This is a genomic window from Photobacterium panuliri (genome assembly GCF_059920555.1).
Genome location: NZ_CP197192.1, coordinates 1621208 through 1636672, shown reverse-complemented (window position 1 = coordinate 1636672; position 15465 = coordinate 1621208). Strand labels below are relative to the sequence as shown.

The 15465-nt window shown below is 49.3% G+C and carries 11 protein-coding genes; 5 read left to right on the top strand and 6 right to left on the bottom strand.

Going from position 1 to position 15465, the window contains the following annotated elements; translation table 11 throughout:
• Positions 1-382 precede the first annotated feature (382 nt).
• Both ACSF8X_RS07695 and ACSF8X_RS07690 read right to left on the bottom strand, forming a co-directional pair.
• Entirely contained in the window at positions 383-1561 is a 1179-nt protein-coding gene (locus ACSF8X_RS07695; RefSeq protein WP_500851069.1) for a hypothetical protein, read from the bottom strand.
• Between the two features lie 222 nt (positions 1562-1783).
• A complete protein-coding gene (locus ACSF8X_RS07690; protein ID WP_047879421.1) occupies positions 1784-2986 on the bottom strand; it encodes an iron-containing alcohol dehydrogenase in 1203 nt (400 codons plus the stop codon).
• Between the two features lie 415 nt (positions 2987-3401).
• Between ACSF8X_RS07690 and ACSF8X_RS07685 the strand changes: the two genes are divergently transcribed.
• The 4 genes from ACSF8X_RS07685 to ACSF8X_RS07670 all read left to right on the top strand — a co-directional run bounded on the left by ACSF8X_RS07685 (position 3402) and on the right by ACSF8X_RS07670 (position 7838).
• The gene (locus ACSF8X_RS07685) at positions 3402-3665 is read left to right on the top strand and encodes a GrxA family glutaredoxin (protein WP_047879420.1); all 264 of its coding nucleotides are present in this window, start codon (positions 3402-3404) and stop codon (positions 3663-3665) included.
• A gap of 203 nt (positions 3666-3868) precedes the next feature.
• Positions 3869-5551, top strand: a complete 1683-nt coding sequence (locus ACSF8X_RS07680; protein WP_047879419.1) for an aspartate:alanine antiporter — start codon at positions 3869-3871, stop codon at positions 5549-5551.
• A 269-nt stretch (positions 5552-5820) separates the two neighbouring features.
• Positions 5821-6495: a response regulator gene (locus ACSF8X_RS07675; protein ID WP_047879418.1), complete on the top strand. Its 675-nt coding sequence runs from the start codon at positions 5821-5823 to the stop codon at positions 6493-6495.
• A complete protein-coding gene (locus ACSF8X_RS07670) occupies positions 6495-7838 on the top strand; it encodes an ATP-binding protein (protein WP_047879417.1) in 1344 nt (447 codons plus the stop codon). Before ACSF8X_RS07675 ends, ACSF8X_RS07670 begins: the two co-directional genes overlap by 1 nt.
• 66 nt (positions 7839-7904) lie before the next feature.
• Here the strand turns inward: ACSF8X_RS07670 and fabV are convergent, their stop codons facing one another.
• The 4 genes from fabV to ACSF8X_RS07650 all read right to left on the bottom strand — a co-directional run bounded on the left by fabV (position 7905) and on the right by ACSF8X_RS07650 (position 14087).
• Entirely contained in the window at positions 7905-9107 is a 1203-nt protein-coding gene (fabV, locus tag ACSF8X_RS07665) for an enoyl-ACP reductase FabV (protein WP_500851068.1), read from the bottom strand.
• A 195-nt stretch (positions 9108-9302) separates the two neighbouring features.
• Complete coding sequence (locus ACSF8X_RS07660) at positions 9303-11579, bottom strand: acyl-CoA dehydrogenase (protein WP_047879415.1); 2277 nt, start codon at positions 11577-11579, stop codon at positions 9303-9305.
• A gap of 79 nt (positions 11580-11658) precedes the next feature.
• A complete protein-coding gene (psrA, locus tag ACSF8X_RS07655) occupies positions 11659-12333 on the bottom strand; it encodes a TetR family transcriptional repressor PsrA (protein WP_047879521.1) in 675 nt (224 codons plus the stop codon).
• 887 nt (positions 12334-13220) lie between these two features.
• A complete protein-coding gene (locus tag ACSF8X_RS07650; protein ID WP_500851067.1) occupies positions 13221-14087 on the bottom strand; it encodes an NAD-dependent epimerase/dehydratase family protein in 867 nt (288 codons plus the stop codon).
• 280 nt (positions 14088-14367) lie between these two features.
• Between ACSF8X_RS07650 and ACSF8X_RS07645 the strand changes: the two genes are divergently transcribed.
• Entirely contained in the window at positions 14368-15222 is an 855-nt protein-coding gene (locus ACSF8X_RS07645; RefSeq protein ID WP_047879414.1) for a MurR/RpiR family transcriptional regulator, read from the top strand.
• Positions 15223-15465: the final 243 nt, after the last annotated feature.

The following is a 15465-nucleotide window of genomic DNA, read 5'->3' as shown; positions in this document are numbered from 1 at the left end:
AAAGGAGTAATTCAAAAAAGTTTACAATTATTAAAAAATGGGTGCACTCATCGAATGCGCGGCGAATTCTAAAGGACGTCGAGAGGCAAATCAAGCCAAAAGACGCGCAAAAGTTAGCCAAAATCAAAAATAAGTTGTTTTACCTGCCTTTTTGTAAAGCAGTTTATTCCTATAAAGCCTTACAAGTTGTTAGAAACTGTTTCGGAACAAAAAACATCACGCGTACAAAAAAACAAAATAAACAATAAAAACAGAAGTTTAATTGACAATAAGAATTTACAAGCACCACAATATTTCACAACTTATAAAAAAAGCAGCCTTTTGGCTGCTTTTTTTATAAGTATCCAGAGTTTCTACATGCTAACCACTAAATCACATCACCTTAATGAGCAAGACTCGCGGTCGCTTTCGTTTGCAATGTAGGCTCGCTCGGCGCGGGTTGCTCCTCTGGGATAGTGCCATTTAGCCGATTCAGCTGCTGCTTAAGCTGCATAATTTCAGTATTTTGTTGCTGAAGTATCAACTGAAGTTTCACTAATTGATCGCTATTTAGCTCATCGCGCTTGGGTAACGGATGCTCTCCCTCCCGTTGGCGGATCTTCACAATTCCCGCTTCGATCAGGCGAACTTGTTCCGACAATGGCAAGTCACGTAAATCACTGCCGTTAGCCGCCGAAGAGATCGCCAACAGCTTGTCTTCAATACCCAATATATAGCCTTCATACTCATCGCGATTAAGCTCACGCAACGCTTTGACTTCATTGGCAGTATTCTCAGCATGCGCCAGTTCGAACTTGATGGCTGACACTGACTGGTTAATGGCATCGAATGCTCTTGGTGATTTATCAATCAGGGCTTTGGCCGTATCGATTTCCTGCTCGACACGGGCAAAACTCAATGGCGCATAATAACGGACATCATCCCGCCACAATTGGCGCAGCGCCTCTTCTTCCGGCGCAATATAAATCCGCTTTATCACTCTGACTTCCAAGCTATGGGCCCGAGCCAAAAACTCTTGCTGATCCTCGCGCGCCTCGCTGAACTCACCGCTCTCGATGAGGCTAAACAACTTGGCATAGAATCGGTTGAGTCGTACAAACTCACTACGGTAATGGGCATTGGCATCAATGCTATTAAGGTAGGCCATTTGCGTAATAGCCGGTTCCAACACCTCATCAGCGACATCTTTCAACCCAACCAGCTCATTGTAATTGGCTTCTATCACCGCAATTTCGGCATAAAAACGATCCAGATAAGTCCCTGATGAAAATAGCGAGTAACTTTTTTGGGCCGTGGCCGGCGTGGCCACCATATCCTTATACAGCACGTCGGCACGCTGCCAACTCTCCATCATAGAGGCATACTTGTTGGGCGCGTAAATCATCAATGGTTCCGCTTTTACAACCTTGTCGCGCCAAGAACGGTAGGTTTCCTGTGTATGCCCTACAGCAGTTTCAGCATCGACACCTGAAGTATTCAGGCTCCCTCCCTCAGGTGTACTGCAACCGCCAAGCAAAGCAGCCATCAACAATACGCTGACTACTTTCCCAGTGTTCGTCATAGTGTACTCTCAAAATTCGGCAGCATAGATAACCGCCGCTAACTCGCAAATTATCCACAGTCAGTCGCCCTAATTGGCCCCAACCGCAAAACATATTCTATCTGACTGATTATTTTTCAAAAAGTTCGATGCGTCACTTTAACACAGCTCATCGGTGTTAATAAAAAAAGAGCCCAATCGAAATTGGGCTCAAGATCTTATTCTGTTCGTTTATTGCTGAATTTATTGCGGGCTGGGCTGCTCATGATAAGCATCCAAATCAGTCGAAATTGCATGGCAATCGCACATATGGTGCAAGATACTCAACAGGCGGGATTTATTCAGAGGCAGCGGGTTTCCTTTAATCGCATTCGACAGCAGGGCATCTTCGGCAACTGCATCAAATGATACCTCGCACAGGCCGTAATCAGACACATACGGTAGATTCAACCGCTTCAAGGTCCGTTTCGTCCACATCACACCGTCTATAATCTCGGCATTCATCCGGCCGGTGAGTATGCAGGCCAACTGACGGTAACGATTTAATACATCACCCCGTCCTGCCTCGCGGGCTGCCAGCACATTCTCTTGCATAACATAAGGGGCCAGCTGGGCGGTAATCAGGCCATGAGGGGCATCCAGCCGGCCACCCAGCGACGAGGCAAGCCCGTGGGCCGCCCCCAGCTTAGCGTTGGCCAATGCCATTCCCCCCAACAGCGCCGCGAAAGACATGTCGGCGCGCGCCCTGGGATCATCATCTTCGCACGCGGGCAATATCGCCCCAGCCAAACGACGCAACCCTTCCTCACAAACCATATCCGTCAAAGGGTTGGGATCACCGCAGACATACGATTCCATCAGGTGAGTAAAAGCATCCATTCCGCAACAGCCCGACATCACAGGATCCATGCCGTAAGTTAACGTTGGGTCGACAATGGCTAAGTCCGGCAGCATATCCGGCGAGCGCAGGCTGACTTTGACATTTTCCTGAGCAGAACGAAGCACCGCATTCTTGCTGACTTCCGCCCCTGTCCCTGCGGTTGTCGGCACGGCAATAAATGGGATAGGCTTGGCCTGAAGTGGGACATTGCGCCCAACGACTTCGACATAGTCATACACACTTCCCTGATTGGGGATCAGTGCAGCCAACGCCTTGCCAGTATCGAGCACGCTACCACCGCCGATAGCTAGGACCATGTCGGGACGAAATTTCCGCCCCATCGCAGCCAATTCCTCCACCATGGCAATAAGCGGTTCACCATGCACGGCCACTTGCTGATAGCGCATTCCCTGTTGTTTAAAATAGTGGATCAGTGGCTCTGCGCGCTGGCTATCCCTTCCCGTCACCAGCAATACACTGTAGCCAAACTGGTTAAGAGAGGTAAGAGAATTGACCAGCGCCCCTTCACCGAAAATGATCCTCGATGCAGTCATAAACTGAAACATAGGCACTCCATTACACGCTAACTCTAAATTCCTTAATTATTAACGAGTGTGCCCAGTTACTTGTTCCTGTTTTTGATTCTGAGCAAGATTTCACCAATGAATACCATTCTTGGTTTCATAACTAGCGAACTGTCACAAATATTCGCCTATCATTAATGCTTCCCTCTTTAAGTAGCCAGCACCGCGATAACATCTCTACCTAGGCAGTCAAGTACAACCCGTACGCCATCCTTTTCTGAATGCTGAGAACTTACACCTTGTATGCTGATAGCTTGCACCTTGTATAAATAGGGCCCCAAAATGCCTACTTAAGGCTATCAATCGATTTTATCTATCAGACCAACAGGCAAAACCCGCTTTGTCATCGCGTAATGGCGCGTTATAGTAAATGCATTAAAGATAAGGAGAGATATCCATGTTTGTAGTTATTTTCGGTCGTCCTGGTTGCCCATTCTGTGTCCGTGCTAAAGAGTTGGCAGAAAAGCTAAAAGAAGAGCGCGAAGATTTCAATTTCCGTTATGTGGATATCCACGCTGAAGGTATCAGCAAAGCTGACCTTGAGCAGACTGTTGGTAAGCCTGTTGAGACAGTACCTCAGATCTTTATCGATCAAGAGCACATTGGCGGCTGCACAGACTTCGAAGCCTACGCTAAAGAAAATCTGGGTCTATTCCAGTAATCTCTTAAATAAGTTACATATTTTCAAGAAAGGCTGCTTTGTCAGCCTTTCTTAATATAGGCCAACTGAAATACCAGCATAAATTAATCTGTTTTTCGTTCAAAAAAGCACTTTTTGCGGTAGGTTCTCTCCACAAAATCAGCTAAAATTTGCCCCAATTCTTACTTGCTCTAGTTCTTACCCTTTCCTGCGGAAAATTTGTAGTGAATATCGACGTCGCCGCCCTCCTCCACCAGAATGATATTCTGTTGCTTTTTGTCGTCTTAGCCGTTGGCCTGTTTGCCGGTAAAATTCGTTTTGCCAACATGCAGCTCGGCAACTCCATCGGAGTCCTGATCACCGCCCTGCTATTCGGCAATGCCGGCTTCACCTTCGATGCAGAAGCACTAAATATCGGCTTTATGCTGTTTATTTTCTGTGTCGGCATTGAAGCAGGCCCTAACTTCTTCGGTATTTTTTTCCGCGACGGCAAACACTATTTGCTGTTGGCATTAGTCGTTGTTGTTTCGGCAACGGTCATTACTGCGATTATGAGCCAATCCCTCAACCTCGACTTGGGGCTGGCAACCGGACTGATGGCCGGATCTCTAACCGCAACTCCAGTACTGGTAGGTGCCAAGGATGCCCTTCTAAGCGGCCTGACAGATGTCACCGAACCACAGGCCATCGCCACGATTATCGACAGCCTGAGTGTCGGCTACGCCATGTCTTACCTGATTGGCCTCGTTAGTGTAATCATGCTGGCCAAGCTGATGCCGAAACTTCAAAAGCAAAATCTGGCAGAATCCTCACAGCAAATTGCCCGTGAACGCGGTATCGGCGAAAGTGCCCAGCGCAAAGTATACCTGCCGATTATCCGTGCTTACCGAGTGGGGCCAGAGCTGATCAACTGGATTGATGGCCGTAACCTACGCGAACTGGGCATCTACCGCCAGACAGGCTGTTACATTGAGCGAATCCGCCGTAACGGTATCTTGGCCAACCCTGATGGCGATGCCATTTTGCAAGAAGGTGATGAGATTGCACTTGTCGGCTACCCAGATAGCCATGCCCGTTTGGACCCTAGCTTCCGCAACGGTAAAGAGGTATTCGACCGCGATCTACTTGATTTGCGTATTATCGAAGAAGAAATCGTGGTCAAGAACGACAGTATCGCTGGCAAACGTCTGTCCGAGCTGAACCTGTCTGAATACGGCTGTTTCCTAAACCGTGTTGTCCGGGCTCAGATCGAAATGCCAATGGACCACAGCATTATGCTCAACAAAGGGGACATCCTTCAGGTCAGCGGTGAAAAGAGCCGGGTGCATGGCCTTGCCGAGCGCATCGGTTTCATCTCGGTACACAGCCAAATTGCGGATTTGCTGGCATTCTGCTGCTTCTTTATCATCGGCCTGCTAGTCGGTAGCATCACCATGAAATTCGGTCACCTAGCCTTCGGCCTAGGTAGTGCCGCAGGCTTGCTCGTCGCGGGGATTACCCTTGGTTTCCTCCGCGCCAACCACCCAACGTTCGGTTACGTACCGCAGGGTGCATTGAATATGACCAAGGATCTTGGCCTGATGGTCTTTATGGTTGGTATCGGCTTGAGTGCGGGCTCGAACATGTTCAACTCGCTGAGCACCATAGGCCCGACTGTCTTTGCCGTCAGTCTGATGGTGAGCGTGATCCCTGTCGTTCTCGCTTACCTGTTCGGAGCCTACGTGCTGAATATGAACCGCGCCCTGCTATTCGGTGCCATTATCGGTGCCCGAACCTGTGCCCCGGCTATGGATATGATCAACGAGCATGCCCGCTCAACTATCCCAGCCCTTGGTTATGCTGGCACCTATGCCATCGCCAACGTCCTGCTGACCATTGCAGGTACGCTGTACGTTATTCTCCAATGATCCCCCCTCCCCCGGCCGCAAGCCGGGGGAAGCCTTTTCCTGCTCAGTCAGCACATATTCAGACCGCCTGATTTATCCTATTGCATATACTCAAGTTACCTCGAGATGCTTGTCTCTGCGAAAATACGGCATCTTGATAGTATTGGGATTTTACTGGGGCATGCCATTAACCAAAGGCTGACTCATTGCACATTTTCCCCTTTATCATTCGCCAGTCTTCTTTCTGTTCAGTATATTGAAAGAAAGAAAAATACATTGGTATCAAAACTATGCGCATTCTTATTGTTGAAGACGATCCTATTCTTAGCCATCACCTCAAATCACAGCTTGGCGAAATGGGCCATCAGGTACAGTGCGCTGGCACCGCCGAGGAAGGGCTGTTCTTCGCACAAGATTACCCTAACGATGTCGCCATTGTAGATATAGGCTTACCTGACCGTGACGGAATCAGCCTGATAAAAGACATCCGAGACAAAGGCCTACGTCTGCCAATCCTTATTCTCACGGCTCGTTCCAACTGGCAGGACAAAGTAACGGGCCTTGAAGCCGGCGCCGATGACTATTTGGTGAAACCGTTCCAGAAAGAAGAGATGGTTGCACGCCTCAGTGCACTGGTGCGCCGCAGTGCCGGTTTCGTCAAACCGGAAATGACAGCCGGTAATATTCGGGTCGATTTACTCGCCAAACAAGTCTTTATCCGCGAAAACCTACTCGAACTCACGGCCTTTGAATACGATCTACTGGAATACTTGATGCGCCATAGCCGCCAGGTGGTCTCCAAGCAGCGCCTGCTTGATGTTCTATACGAAGATCAAGAAGGGGATCCCAACACCATCGAAGTGATGATCAGCCGCTTGCGCAAGAAATTCACAAGTAACGGCCAAGACAACCCCATCTCGACAATCCGAGGACAGGGCTACATCTTCGAGCTACAAGCCCAGTAATGAAAGCACTTATCCAGCCCCGCCTGCGCCGACGTGTATTGGTCACCTCGGTAGCCATTATTGTCCTGATCACCTCGGCTCTTGCCGGGGTGATCAACCAACTCTATTCGCAGAGCTACATGGCAGCCTACTCTTCCGAGCTGGTCGCCCAGATGCCGATGGTCGTCGCCCAGCTCAACCGAGCAGGCCTGATCAAAGACATGGATCGATGGATTAATTCTATCGACCCTTCCGATACGGACTATATGTCGGTGGTCTGTGACAAAACGGACAAGACAATCTGGCTTTCTGCCGAGGCACAAGAAGCCAACATCGGCAATGTCTGCGTCGAACTGCCTGACAGCATTCCTGTTCCGACACTGGTCGAAACCAGTAACGGCGAACGCTATATTGCCTACAACATGTCGGAAGAGCGTGAAAACGGCAACACCTTCCAGCTAATTGTGCTGCGTTCGGGAGATTCTTACGTTTCATCGCTCAACCAACTCCACCAGCGTACGACCTTCTACCTTGGCCTATTCGTTCTTATTGCGATTGCTTTTTTGATTGCCGCCTTCCACTGGAGCTTCCAGCCCCTGCGCAAACTGGCTTCGCAGCTTGATGAAATGACCGATGCCCGGCGTAGCAAACTCGACGATAACTATCCGATGGAATTGCAAGATGTCACGCTGGCACTCAACCGCCTGGTCGAGATCAGCAATGCCCAAAAAGGCCGCTACCGCCATGCGATGGATGATCTGGCCCACAGCCTGAAAACCCGGCTGGCAGCAACCAACGCCCTGCTTGATGATTCAGAGATCCCGCGCTATGAACTCAACCAGCGGATCATGGAACAAATCAGCCAGATGGACGAATTGGTTCAGTACCAACTCAAGCGGGCCATGATGGGCCAGCAAGGGTTGCAGAAAGACAAAACCGAGCTCAAGCCCCTGCTGGAGAGCTTTGATCGCCTGCTCACCAAGGTATACAGCGAAAAGAGTGTCAAACTCCGCTTTGATTTTAGCGACACGCAAACCCTTCCGGTAAACCGCAGCGATTTAATGGAACTGTTCGGCAACCTGCTGGAAAATGCCTACCGCTTCTGTATCGAACAGGTCGTCGTCCATGCAACTGAGCAAGGGAACAACTATGTGATTCGCATCGAAGATGATGGCCCGGGTGTGCCCGAGTCAATGCGGGAGGCTATTTTCCAGCGTGGCGTGCGCGCTGATCAGCTCAACCCCGGTCAGGGCATCGGCCTGTCGGTCTGCCATGAAATTGTGATGAGCTACAACGGCACCATTCACGTCGAGGACGCCAGTATCGAAGGGGCGGCCTTTGTGATCACCCTGCCGAAGCATTAACCACAACATTCAGACATAAAAAAACCGCCGGAATCGGCGGTTTTTATTTATTAGCCTTAGAGCTAATTAGATATCTTGAACGTCAAACTCGGCAACCGGGTTTACGTCTGCTTCGTAGTCGATAGAAGCGATACCGAAACCGAACAGTTTCATGAACTCGTCTTTGTACTGCTGGTAATCAGCAACATCAAACAGGTTCTCGTTGGTCACGTTCGGCCATAGCTCACGACAGTGCTTCTGGATATCTTCACGCAACTCCCAGTCATCCAAACGCAGGCGGTTCTCGCTGTCGACTTCCGCAGCGCTACCATCGGCCTTGTACAGGCGCTGGGTAAACATACGGTAAATCTGCTCCATACAGCCTTCATGGACGCCTTCTTCACGCATTTTCTTGAAGACCATCGCAATGTACAGCGGCATAACCGGGATCGCAGAGCTTGCTTGGGTAACGACGCTCTTGAGTACAGCAACATTGGCACTACCACCTGTCGCGGCCAATCGCTCATCTAGCGCCTTAGCTGCACGATCGAGATCCATCTTGGCCTTACCAAGTGCACCATTCCAGTAAATAGGCCATGTGATTTCAGTACCGATGTAGCTATAGGCAACTGTTTTGCAACCGTCAGCCAGAACGCCTGCATCAGCCAGCGCATTGATCCACAGTTCCCAGTCCTGACCGCCCATCACTGTCACAGTATCTTGCACTTCCTGCTCGGTAGCCGGCTCGATGCTTGCTTCAATCAGGACATCTTTGTTGGTATCAACCGCTGTTGCCGTATAGGTCTCACCCATCGGCTTCAGGGTAGAGCGGATCACCTCACCCGTATCCGGCAGCTTACGCACAGGCGATGCCAATGAATACACCACCATGTCGATCTGACCAAGGTCTTGCTTAATCAGCTCAATGACCTTCTCTTTGGCTTCATGCGAGAACGCATCGCCATTGAAGTTTTTCGCGTACAGGCCTTCTTCTTTTGCAAACTTGTCAAAGGCAGCAGAGTTGTACCAACCTGCAGTACCTGGCTTTCTCTCTGTACCTGGCTTTTCAAAGAACACACCAATGGTTGCCGCACCACCACCGAATGCCGCCGCGATACGCGAAGACAAGCCGTAGCCGCTTGATGAGCCAACGACCAACACACGCTTTGGTGCATTAGCAATTGGACCTTGAGCCTTGGTGTAAGCAATTTGCTCACGAACATTCTCTTCACAACCCACTGGGTGTGTTGTCGTACAGATAAATCCACGAATTTTAGGTTTGATGATCATTTTCAACTTCCCTTACACAGTTGACAGTAGGATAAAAGGTAAATGGCTTGTTCGCATTAAATTTATGTCCGGAAACGCTAAAATTGGCAGTGGTTGGAGGTGTTAGGCGACGTTTGGGTGTTTTTTTGTATAAAAAAAGTGCCACGTTTTCACGTGGCACATGGGAGACACCAGGATTATTTTTCGGGAATGACCCTAGGCAGCTTTCCCCGGTTGCAGGCCACCTTTTTTGAAATGCGAAGCAGCAAAGTGATCAACCTGAATCGCCTGCTGCCTTAATTGCTCAGCATTATGCACCTTGTTACTGTCAGCTTCTGTGATGATCCCCGCACTCACGGCCGCTTGTAATTTTTCTGTTAACGAAAACTTGCGCGGGATCTCACCGGCTTTGACGGCCTTCGTGATCTTCCGTTCAATATCTTTAACTTGGTACAGGGCAACAAATGCTCGCTCCATGATACCGACGGGATCATCAGCCCTCTCCCCGACATAGCACAGATGGGTCAACCGCTCGCGATGTGCACCCGGTGTCATCAGCAATTTGGCGATCGCCATCTTATTATCGTCACTCGGTGCCGGATAATGAATTCCCAACGGAAATAATAACCCGCGCAGTAATGGACCAATCCCTCGGCGTGGGAAGTTAGACATCACTTCGTCAAATGCGATACCGCACCGGTGCAGGCAATACTGGACACCATAGTGCACAAACGGCAAGTCCTGTTGCTGACGGCCTTCGTCCTCATAACGTTTGAGCACTGCAGATGCGAGGTACAGATGGCTAAGCACATCCCCTAACCGCGCAGACACCATTTCACGACGCTTCAGCTCGCCACCGAGACTAAGCATGGCAAAATCAGACGAAACCGCCAATGCCCGGCTCATTCGGGACAATTGCTTATAGTACACCGCCGTCTCGCCGCTTACCGGGCTGCGATTGAAGGCAGAACGGGTAAACGCATTGAGCAAGGACTTGGCAACGTTACCCACCGCAAACCCAATATGCTTAGATAACAGGCCATCGAACTGCTTCGCCCCTTCCTCGCCATCAGGATTGGCCGCCGCCTCCATCTCCGCCAATACGTACGGATGACAGCGAGTCGCCCCCTGACCAAAGATCATCAGGTTACGGGTCAGGATGTTGGCCCCCTCGACAGTAATAGCCACAGGCATACCGAAATAATGATGGCCGATATAATTCATTGGCCCGAGCTGAATAGCCCGACCGGCATGAACATCCATCGCATCATTCAAAATCGTTCTGGCCAGCTCCGTCATGTGGTACTTGGCTATCGCCGTCACAATACCCGGCTTTTCCTCAAGATCCAGCGACGTCGTCGTCAAGGTACGGGCGGCCTCCAGCATGTAAGTCACCCCGCCGATCCGCCCCATCGACTCGGCGACGCCTTCAAAGTTGCCAATCGGCATCCCAAATTGCTTACGCACGTAGGCATAGGCCCCCGTTGTCCTTGCGGTCAAATGGCCGACTGCCGTACCCAGTGCTGGCAACGAAATCCCGCGACCAGCCGATAAACATTCAACCAGCATCCGCCAACCCCGGCCAACATAATCCTGGCCGCCGATCACCCACTCCATCGGGATGAACACATTCTTACCGCGAGTCGGGCCGTTCATAAAAGCAAGATTGAGCGGGTCATGACGCTCACCAATTTCAACCCCCGGATAATCAGCAGGAATTAACGCACAGGTGATACCGAGTGCCTCTTTGTCACCGATCAAGCTGTCCGGATCATGGAGCTTGAAGGCCAAGCCCAATACTGTCGCAACAGGCGCTAAGGTAATGTAACGCTTGTTCCACGTCAGGCTGATCCCCAACACTTCCTTGCCTTCGAATTCACCGTAACAGACGACCCCCTTATCAGGGATACTACCGGCATCCGATCCCGCCTCCGGGCCGGTCAGGGCAAAACAAGGAATATCCTTGCCCTGAGACAAACGCGGCAGCCAATAGTCTTTTTGCTCCTGAGTACCATAATGGCTTAGCAACTCACCAGGACCCAAAGAGTTCGGCACCATCACCGAAACCGCCGCACTCAGACTCTTAGTCGCAATCCGCGTGACGATTGTCGAATTAGCATGGGCTGAAAAATCCAATCCACCGTATTCCTTGCCAATAATCAGCGAGAAAAAACGCTCTTTGCGCAAGTACTCCCAAACTTCTGGCGGTAAATCGCGGTCTTCCTGAACGATTTGGTAATCATCAAGCATATCGAGCAACGTCGCCAACTGATTGTCGATAAATGCCTGCTCATCACGGCTAAGTTTCGGCTGGGGATAAGTCAGCAACGTATTCCAGCTTGGGTTTCCCCCAAACAACTCGCCATCCCACCACACACTCCCCGCTTCCATTGCCTCACGCTCTGTCTCAGAGAGCGGCGGCAGAACTTTCTTGAACATCTTGAAAGCGGGATCACTGAGATAGCGTTTTCTCATATTGGCTAACGTACTCATGGTTAATGTCCTTTTGTCTCATGCGTTATTGTTGTTTTGTTGCAGGGTATTGCTAATCAGATTTCGGACTACGGAACGGTTATTTACCGCCTCCGGCCATGGCTTGAACCCTCAGCCACGGATGATCAATGGGCGCAGAAACGCCTGCCGCAAGATACGGGATCAAGCGGTCGATAAGATCTTGCGTACAAATTCGACGGGCAAAGTCATTCTCGGCTATTTCACACAATGCCGTTGACGAAGCCATAGTGAAAACGGCCGCACCCAAGGTGAAATGTAGACGCCAAAATAAAGTTTCAGGATCCAAAGAGGGGTTGGCGCGACAAATCGCTGAAGTAAAACGGTGCAACACCGCCTCGTAACGAGTCATGATGAACCAGCGGAGATGACCTTGTACATCGGTGTAGCCGCGTCCGATCAATGACATGAAGATAGTCGCCCCTTGAGGACGGTAGTTGTTCAAAGAAAGCAGCGGCTGCTTAATACAACCAAAGACCTCCTCCAATGTAATTTCATCGCGAGTAAGCAGAGCATCGAGCTCCGCTTGCATCTTTGGCATAAATGCATCGAGGTAACGACTGAGCACAGCACGCACCAACGCTTTCTTATCACCATAGTGGTAGTTGACCGACGCGAGGTTCACATTGGCCTTCGAGGTAATGGTTCGCAAAGAGGTATCCTTGAAGCCATGCTCGGCAAACAATACCTCTGCCGCATCCAGAATGCGCACTTTGGTTTCGACCTTCCCTGCCATATTCATTCACCCGTATTAAACACTTGTTTAAACATTACAACTCAATAACATTTTTAACAAGAGTTAAATACAAAAGTCTCTATAAGCCCCTGATTAGAAGAAAAATAAACAGCTTTTGTGATTTACGCATTTACAGCATCCCCCTCGAGCATGTCGACATGCCCTATCCTCTTCCTGTCGCACGACACCTCATCCAGTATCACGAGAAAAAAATATTTTGAGAATTTTTTAAAAAAGTGGGAACAAACGGATTAATTACGGGTCATAAGTAATGCCACTGCTTTTTCTTAGAAGATATTCTTCGAAGCCCGTCCCATATGGAGGCGGGTTTTTTTATGCCATGTCCAAACCAGCCGGGAACGGATGAGCTGCAAGCGTGATCCCTCCCTGTTTGAGGATTTAGGCTCTGCGAAAAAAAATTCATAAAAATTTTTACTCGAGCGGAACCATTTCTATCCTAAGCAGTCATAACTAGTGACATTGAGAATAAAGATGCTTTTTTGTTAGCTGGCCGCCAAACATACCTTATTACCTCTTTATTCTTTGAATGCCACTGCTGCTAAACTCCTAATTGTGTAAATAGAGCTTTGCCCACTGACTTTTCAGTGGGCTTTTTTTGTCACCACAGTTTTATCGCCGCAACAAGCAGCTAAGCAAAAAACAAACCTAACGAATTGAAAAAAAAGAACCTCAGATGTAAATCAAAAAAAAACTTCAAATTTCTTGAACCATTGAAGATTACACCGGTCATAAATAGTGACATTGATATTAAAGAAGCCTTTATCGGAAGAATGCTTCTTTAATTTAAAAATGCCACTGCTGCTAAACTCCTAATTGTGTTTTATGTGTTGTCCCGCTGACCATTCAGCGGGATTTTTTTTACCAACTTACTCTCCATCCCTGTTTGCCAACTCGGGTTCCACAGCCATCAAATCCGGATAGCGAAGATCCAGCCCTAGCAAACGACAGGTTGCAGATGCATCAATCCACTTTGAATCATCGACCTTGTCCTCTCCTGTGACAAATTCCGGAAAAGGAAGAGCAGCCAGTTCAGCCATTTTGGTGTAATACTCTACCCGTGTGGGATGTGACGGTGCAGCAAGATGCAACACATGTTCAGCGGGCCAATGCCCTATGATTTGGCGAATGGCTTGGATGCAATCGTCAAGATGGATCAAATTCACCTTGGCATGACCACTTTCAATCCCCTTCCTGCCTGCCAGATACCTAACAGGATGACGGCCTGGACCAATCAGCCCACCTAAGCGCAGAACGACAGCGTCATCCTGCCAATTGTCTTGCAGATACTGCTCAAGCCACGCATGAGCCTGCGCCGACTCGGTCTCAGGCTCCGGCAGAACTGCCTCGGTGACCTGTCCTTGAACTGCTCCATACACCGCAGTGGTACTGACAAATACTACCCGTTTACACCCCGCCAATTTGGCTGACTTCAGTAATTCTTCGACATTTGATCGGAACTGAGCTGCAGCACCACTGTGCCTGCCGGGTGGGATATTGACCACCATTACATCCGTTGCCAAAAAAGCCTCAAGTTGCTCGTTGTCTCTCAGCCCTGCAGGTAATGTCAGCTCAATTGCACGAATACCTTTATCCTCAAGAGGTTGTGCGTCGTTAAGAGAACGGCGACTGCCCCACACTTCGTAACCCAGCGAGACCAAATGCGCTGCCAACGGCAAACCTAACCACCCACAGCCGCAAATGCTGACTTTGGTTTTAGCGGTATCATTATTCACTCTTGTGGCTCCTATTTATTTCATTCTGTAAATTAATTCCCAGCATGATGAAATTTAGCTACAAATTAAGCTCAAAAAACGCCCAAGTTCGGTAATTTTTATATAAATTAATTTCAGTTCTGAAAGACAAAGTTCGATCCCTGTCAAACTATAATAAAAAGACAGTACCAGATTCATGGATTTACTAGGAGTGCTTCCATGAAAAGTAGTATAGTTTCAGCACATGGCTTGGTTTGTATGGTAAGCCAGTAACAAAATTCTGTAACGAGCGGTAACCGCCATGAATACCCTAGAAAAAATTCAAAAGAATCTCGATAACTTCAGTAAGTCCGAACGCAAGGTCGCTGAAGTTATCCTTGCCTCACCACAAACGGCTATCCATTCCAGTATTGCAACACTGGCAAAAATGGCTGATGTCAGTGAGCCAACCGTAAACCGTTTCTGTCGTCGACTGGACACCAAGGGCTTTCCTGATTTCAAATTGCACCTTGCCCAGAGCCTGGCTAATGGCACTCCATATGTAAACCGCAATGTCGAGGAAGACGACGGGCCGGATGCCTATACTTCGAAGATTTTCGAATCCACTATGGCATGTCTCGACGTTGCCAAGAACAGCCTGGACCCGATGCAGGTCAACCGTGCGGTCGATCTGCTTACCCAAGCTAAGAAGATTTCATTCTTTGGACTCGGGGCGTCAGCCTCTGTCGCACACGATGCCCAAAACAAGTTTTTCCGCTTCAATATCCCTATTGTCTGCTTCGACGATATCGTGATGCAGCGCATGAGCGTGATCAACTGTACCGATGGTGATGTGGTTGTGGTGATTTCCCACACCGGCCGAACCAAGAGCCTAGTCGATATTGCCCGCATGGCACGAGAGAACGGCGCGACGGTCATTGGGATCACCGCCAAAGAATCACCACTTGATCGTGAATGTTCACTATCAATCTGCCTTGACGTACCAGAAGATACCGACATCTACATGCCGATGGCGAGCCGCGTCGTGCAGATGACCGTCATCGACGTACTGGCGACTGGTTTCACCCTTCGCCGCGGTGCTGGTTTCCGCGAAAACCTCAAGCGAGTGAAAGATTCGCTAAAGGATTCGCGCTTTAGCAAAGAAGAGATGTTCTAAAAGCCCCTCTTTACTGTTATGTCCAAAGCACGGTTCTAAACCGTGCTTTTTACTATCCGTATACCCGTAATTCCCCTTCCGGCTACAAGCAATTTTTATCGTCCCGGCACATGCTTTTTCTCGTCACCGAATTCCCCAAAAAGCCTCGCATATCGTCCCACAAAAAATGAGTTTTTTTTCATCACTTAGAATGCTGAGGTGTGACCTAGCCCTACTTTGTTGATGCGAAAGCAGCCATGCTGC

What these genes read in the sequence shown, in the direction of transcription:
- ACSF8X_RS07695 (WP_500851069.1), bottom strand. Translation starts at nt 1,561, where the DNA reads ATGACGAACACTGGGAAAGTAGTCAGCGTATTGTTGATGGCTGCTTTG.
- ACSF8X_RS07690 (WP_047879421.1), bottom strand. Translation starts at nt 2,986, where the DNA reads ATGTTTCAGTTTATGACTGCATCGAGGATCATTTTCGGTGAAGGGGCG.
- ACSF8X_RS07685 (WP_047879420.1), top strand. Translation starts at nt 3,402, where the DNA reads ATGTTTGTAGTTATTTTCGGTCGTCCTGGTTGCCCATTCTGTGTCCGT.
- ACSF8X_RS07675 (WP_047879418.1), top strand. Translation starts at nt 5,821, where the DNA reads ATGCGCATTCTTATTGTTGAAGACGATCCTATTCTTAGCCATCACCTC.
- ACSF8X_RS07670 (WP_047879417.1), top strand. Translation starts at nt 6,495, where the DNA reads ATGAAAGCACTTATCCAGCCCCGCCTGCGCCGACGTGTATTGGTCACC.
- fabV (WP_500851068.1), bottom strand. Translation starts at nt 9,107, where the DNA reads ATGATCATCAAACCTAAAATTCGTGGATTTATCTGTACGACAACACAC.
- ACSF8X_RS07660 (WP_047879415.1), bottom strand. Translation starts at nt 11,579, where the DNA reads ATGAGTACGTTAGCCAATATGAGAAAACGCTATCTCAGTGATCCCGCT.
- psrA (WP_047879521.1), bottom strand. Translation starts at nt 12,333, where the DNA reads ATGGCAGGGAAGGTCGAAACCAAAGTGCGCATTCTGGATGCGGCAGAG.
- ACSF8X_RS07645 (WP_047879414.1), top strand. Translation starts at nt 14,368, where the DNA reads ATGAATACCCTAGAAAAAATTCAAAAGAATCTCGATAACTTCAGTAAG.